We start from the raw sequence: 4,853 nt of genomic DNA on the forward strand, positions 1-4,853 counted from the left end.
TAAGGTGTAGATCTCGGTATCGTCTCGGATATAGTTTGCATCCAGATAATGGTAAAAATTCCCAAATGGGATAAAGGTATATCTTGTCCATATTTTCATATTTTGTATGCACACATAAATTACTTTGCACTACCATCACCCCCCTTGAACTCTGAATAGATGTTGAGATACTCCTTCACGGTGAAAGAGCTCATTTCAAGCGTTCTCGCGATTTCTTCGACACTCATATTCCTGTCCGCGAGCATGCGGACTTTATTAAAAGCTCTGATATACCTGTCGCAGGCTTCCTCTGAGTGTTTTGTCCTCCTTGCAATCTCTGGAGTGAGATACCCTTCGAGATAAAGCCTGATTATGATTCTTTTATGCGTTATAGCCCTGCCGAGGTCATGAACAGTTCCTCTAGTCGGGACTACCTCCTTTGTTCTTTCCATGTATTCACGAACCTGCTTACTCATAACGGGGCTCCGCCCCGTTGACCCCGAAAACCCTGTAAGGGTTTAGTCGAAGGTGAGATATTCAATAGTAAAGCGATGTCATTATTGCTTAGAACGCCCCCTTGCTCGTATCCCTCCTTAAAAAGCCTTATTATCCTCTTCTCTCGAACTTCCCTCCTTGTGAATCCTGAGGACAACATATCAATGTCTTCGGCAGATAAAAGAGTGAGTTTGACGGGCACAATCTCGGTATTGGAAGCATTCTTACCGTAGTTTTGCCTCTCTTCGCGCTTCACACCGAGCCACATCACCTGCCCGGAATCAATGTCCATTGCGTAATCCTGCCTTTGCTCAATCAGCCGCAAGATATCGGATGCAAACATCTCCCTCACTTTCTCACCGGAAATCATTGAATAATCCCTTTCTATGAGTGCTTTTATCTCTTCCTTCATCCCCTGCTCCAATTTCCGTCTTATCATATTGAATCTCTCTTCCCGGTTCAATTCTGAGCCACGCATCTTCACATCACCTCCATTGCTCTCGCTCTTTCCCTCAAATTTTTTCCCCTGGAATACCTGCTGAGGATTTCCCCCAGCCTCTGCTTGCAGTCCTCGTCATCTTTATACCGCTCGTACAGCTCCAGATATTCCTTCACCAATCTCTCAGAATGCTCTGTTATCCTTCTGATCTGACCCAAACTATACCCTTCCTTGTGAAGTGCGGCAACTCTGGCGAACTCCTTGAGGTAGCGAGCGATGGACTCTGATGAATGCCTTGTATTTCGCTTTATATCGGTGAATTCATACCCTTTCAGGTACAATTCCACTATTTTCGCTTTATGCGACGTTCCTGGACCTATATCCATTCTGTTGCCCCTTGTGGGAACGATAATGTCTTCCTCAAGCAACTGCCTGATGTGTCTTCCGATCGTTTTTATACTCGCATTCAGCAGTATGCTGAGGTCTGCCTGCGTCAAAAGCGTTCCTTGTTCAAGAGCTTCGTTCGTCAATCTGACTATCCGGTTCTTCAGCAGTTCCTTTTGTGACTTCTTCGCGTCTTCCACGTCATCCTGCGAGAAAATGGTTAATTTCACCGTTTTAAAGCTCATCTCGTCTGTTTTAACACCAGGGGGTATATTGGATTTGACAGCCCGGTAGAACAACTGTCCTTCTTTCAATTCCCCCCTCGCTTCCTTCATAAACGTCTCGAAGTCGCTTGCTAAGGAGCGGCAAACCGCCATTGAGAACTCATATTCACGTCTTATATAATCGCACCACTCCTCTTTTAGTCCCCTCTTCACTATACCTTCGTAATTTTCCCTTTCGTTGGGCATTTTGGTCACCTCGTCGAAAATAGCTATGCACTCTACCTTCTCTAACCTTATGCCCAAATGGGAAGTTAGGAAATTTAGAATATTCGCATCACAGTGTTGGTATCCAATTCGCAGATTATGTTGCAGGAAGTTTTGGAGGATTTTTAAAAGGATACGAGAAAAGTAAAGAAATATTTAATAAAAGAATAAGGCCTTATCTTAGAACTGGGAGAAATAGGGAAATACTTGGGTTTGGAATTATGGAAGTTCCAACAAGTGATAAAGTAAGAACCCATATCATGGAAAAATTAAATGCTTGAAGAACATTTGCTTACTTCGCCTAACGGAGCGTATCTGGCTATGTGCCTTTGGCACTTCGCCCAAATCTGCTCCGCTACCGCTCCGCAAACTTCACATATCCCCGGAAACGTTAGGCGAAATGCGTAGGAGGTAGGAATACATGGGATTAGTGATTGACAGTGAAAGAGGAAAGAAAGTAGCGGAACTCCTCTATAATTTGTTTTCAACTGTAGGCATTCATGGGCGAAATGACATGCCCGAAGATATAATGCCGAAAAGTGTAGTTAGAGGATCGTTTGAACATATCCTGTTCATAACTTTAACAGTTTCTATAGATTATCAAAGAGATGCACCAGCATTATGGAATGCTTCAAGAAAGACTTTTGAGGACTCAGAAACGAGATACTTATTTGATCCTAAAGCTTTACACGAAACCTCTCCCAGAAAAATTATTGAGGATATGCAAAAATATAGACTATCAAAGAAGCCACAAAAAGATGCCTATATCTGGAGAACAGTAGGGGTAACATTTTATAAAAAATGGAGTGGTGACCCTATAAACTTCCTTCAACGTTGTAATTGGGATGCACCAACAATTTTAAAACAATTAAAAAAGATGATCATTTGTATAATGGTCGGTGGGTACCTGATTATCCATATCTTCGCGGAGATAAGATCGGCCCTCTATGGTTGAGAATGCTTAGGGATAATGTTGGTATTACGAAATTAAAGAATTTAGATAAAGTTCCTATTCCTGTGGATATTCATGTAGCCAGAGCTACTTTAACAACAGGAGTTGTAAGAGGACAGTTCAAGGGAAATCTAAATGATTTATTTAAGCACATAAGAAAAGCATGGTTTGAAAGTGTGAAAGGTTTAAAAGCTAAAAATAGACCAATGATTGCTTTAGATATAGATGAACCTCTTTGGCATTTGTCGAAATATGGATGCTCAAAGAGAGACAAAATAGCAGGTTTCTGTCCGTTGTCCTCAAAATGTGAAGCACGAAAATATTGTATTGGCGGTAAAATTAGGATCGAGAATGGTGAAGTGGAGGTAGGTACATGAGGGTATTATGTATTGTTTCTTGTGGAAATAGAAAGATATGGGATAAAAACCCAAATGCTGGTCCACAAAGAGCAAAAAAATGTATATATAGGTCCTTTCGCTAGTAAGTGCAGAGAGTATGCGGAACGGTTTTTTCCCTCTCTTGGGTGATTCTATCTGCTAAATATGGATTTTTGTTTCCTGATGATGTCATTTCTGGCCCATATAATGTCAGTTTTAACGACAAAAATACTGACCCTGTAACTGTTAAGGAACTAAGATCTCAAGCAAAAGATAAAGGATTATGTAACTATGAAAGAATAGTGGTTTTAGGAGGAAAGAATTACACGCAGATTATCAAAGATATTTTTCAAAATAGGGAAATTCATGATCCTTTAATTGATTGTAAAGGAATCGGTTACATGATGGGTAAGCTTAATGAAGCGATAAAAAGAGGTGTTCCGCTATGATAAGCACTTCGCCTAACAGCGGACATACGGCTTCGCTACGCTTCGCCCAAATTCGTCCTATCGGGCAAACTTCAGATATGCGTTGTTCGTTAGACGAAATCCACCGCTGTTTCATCGATATAGGAGGAGGTGGATAAAATGTTAAAAGTTGTTCTAATCATTTTGGGAATGCTCCTTGTTCTTATAGTGTCATCTTGTACTATCGGCAACATTGCGTTTACAAAAAAGGCGAAAGAAGAGGCGAAGGAGATTTTTAGAGGCGGTAAAGAAATAAAACCTGAAGTCGTTACTGAGGAGGATATAGAAGGATTGCCAGAACCAGTTCAAAGGTACTTAAAATACACTCAGATTATAGGCAGGGAGAAAATTAAAACTGTCAGGCTGAAGCAGGGCGGATATTTTCGGATGAAAGAGAATCGAAAATGGATGCCAATAAAAGCAGAACAATACCTTGATATTGATTCTGTTGAGTTTATATGGGTAGCAAAGGTAAGATTTGCTCCAATGTTGTCAATATATGCAAAGGATGAATTTATTGATGGCAAGGGAAATTTGGTGGTAAAATTGTTGGGACTTATCAAAATTGTTGATGCGAAGGGATATGAGGTTGACCATGGTGAACTTTTGAGATTTTTAGCAGAATGCATATGGTTCCCTTCGGCATTTTTAAATGAAAATGAATATATCAAATGGGAGGCTATTGATGATAACTCATCAAAAGCAACAATAAGTTATAAGGGAGTCTCAGCTTCGGCCACTTTTCATTTTAACGAGGAAGGAGAAGTAACAAGTATTACTGCGGAACGATACAGGGAAGTGGATGGTAAGTTTGCTCTCGAGAATTGGGAAGGGCAAATTATAGAATACAAAATGTTTAATGGCATTATTGTCCCAAACAAGGTCAATATCGTTTGGAATTTAAAAAGTGGAGATTTTTGTTATGACAAAGTTGAAATTATTGATATTGAATACAATAAACCTTCAGTGTATTGAGCGGACTTCGAGGCAAAATATAAAAAGTCAACAATTATTATTTGAAAGGAGGTGTGAAAATGTATTCAATACCAAATTTTGAGATAGGCTTATGGAATGCCTGGATTTTTATGCTTTATCACCAATTATTGTGTATTGTTTTACTGGGGTCAAAAGGACTACTTATAAAAAGCAGTGCAGCTACTACGCATAAAAAACTAGGAGGAAAATTGGAAAATTGTAACCTTTTTAGGGCTAATTTATTAGTCGTGTTTCAAGATCGGTTAAAATTATAAAAAATCCTAAGGGAGACACCTC

At 39.8% G+C, this 4,853-nt stretch carries 7 protein-coding genes; 4 read left to right on the forward strand and 3 right to left on the reverse strand.

Annotated features, from left to right (window positions below; all coding sequences use genetic code 11):
• Positions 1–119: 119 nt before the first annotated feature.
• From J7J01_07010 to J7J01_07020, 3 genes are read right to left on the reverse strand one after another with little or no spacing between them, the layout of a single operon-like run.
• Entirely contained in the window at positions 120–455 is a 336-nt protein-coding gene (locus J7J01_07010; GenBank protein ID MCD6210621.1) for a DUF1670 domain-containing protein, read from the reverse strand.
• Complete coding sequence (locus tag J7J01_07015) at positions 452–952, reverse strand: DUF1670 domain-containing protein (protein ID MCD6210622.1); 501 nt, start codon at positions 950–952, stop codon at positions 452–454. Before J7J01_07015 ends, J7J01_07010 begins: the two co-directional genes overlap by 4 nt.
• Before the next feature lie 2 nt (positions 953–954).
• Positions 955–1,767: a DUF1670 domain-containing protein gene (locus tag J7J01_07020; GenBank protein MCD6210623.1), complete on the reverse strand. Its 813-nt coding sequence runs from the start codon at positions 1,765–1,767 to the stop codon at positions 955–957.
• A 439-nt stretch (positions 1,768–2,206) separates the two neighbouring features.
• Between J7J01_07020 and J7J01_07025 the strand changes: the two genes are divergently transcribed.
• The 4 genes from J7J01_07025 to J7J01_07040 all read left to right on the forward strand — a co-directional run bounded on the left by J7J01_07025 (position 2,207) and on the right by J7J01_07040 (position 4,556).
• Positions 2,207–2,740: a hypothetical protein gene (locus J7J01_07025; protein ID MCD6210624.1), complete on the forward strand. Its 534-nt coding sequence runs from the start codon at positions 2,207–2,209 to the stop codon at positions 2,738–2,740.
• A gap of 2 nt (positions 2,741–2,742) precedes the next feature.
• Entirely contained in the window at positions 2,743–3,114 is a 372-nt protein-coding gene (locus tag J7J01_07030; protein MCD6210625.1) for a hypothetical protein, read from the forward strand.
• Positions 3,115–3,221: 107 nt separating this feature from the next.
• Positions 3,222–3,563, forward strand: a complete 342-nt coding sequence (locus J7J01_07035; protein MCD6210626.1) for a hypothetical protein — start codon at positions 3,222–3,224, stop codon at positions 3,561–3,563.
• Positions 3,564–3,701: 138 nt separating this feature from the next.
• Complete coding sequence (locus tag J7J01_07040; GenBank protein MCD6210627.1) at positions 3,702–4,556, forward strand: hypothetical protein; 855 nt, start codon at positions 3,702–3,704, stop codon at positions 4,554–4,556.
• Positions 4,557–4,853: the final 297 nt, after the last annotated feature.

The sequence above is a fragment of the Methanophagales archaeon genome, assembly GCA_021159465.1.
GTDB lineage: Archaea > Halobacteriota > Syntropharchaeia > Alkanophagales > Methanospirareceae > G60ANME1.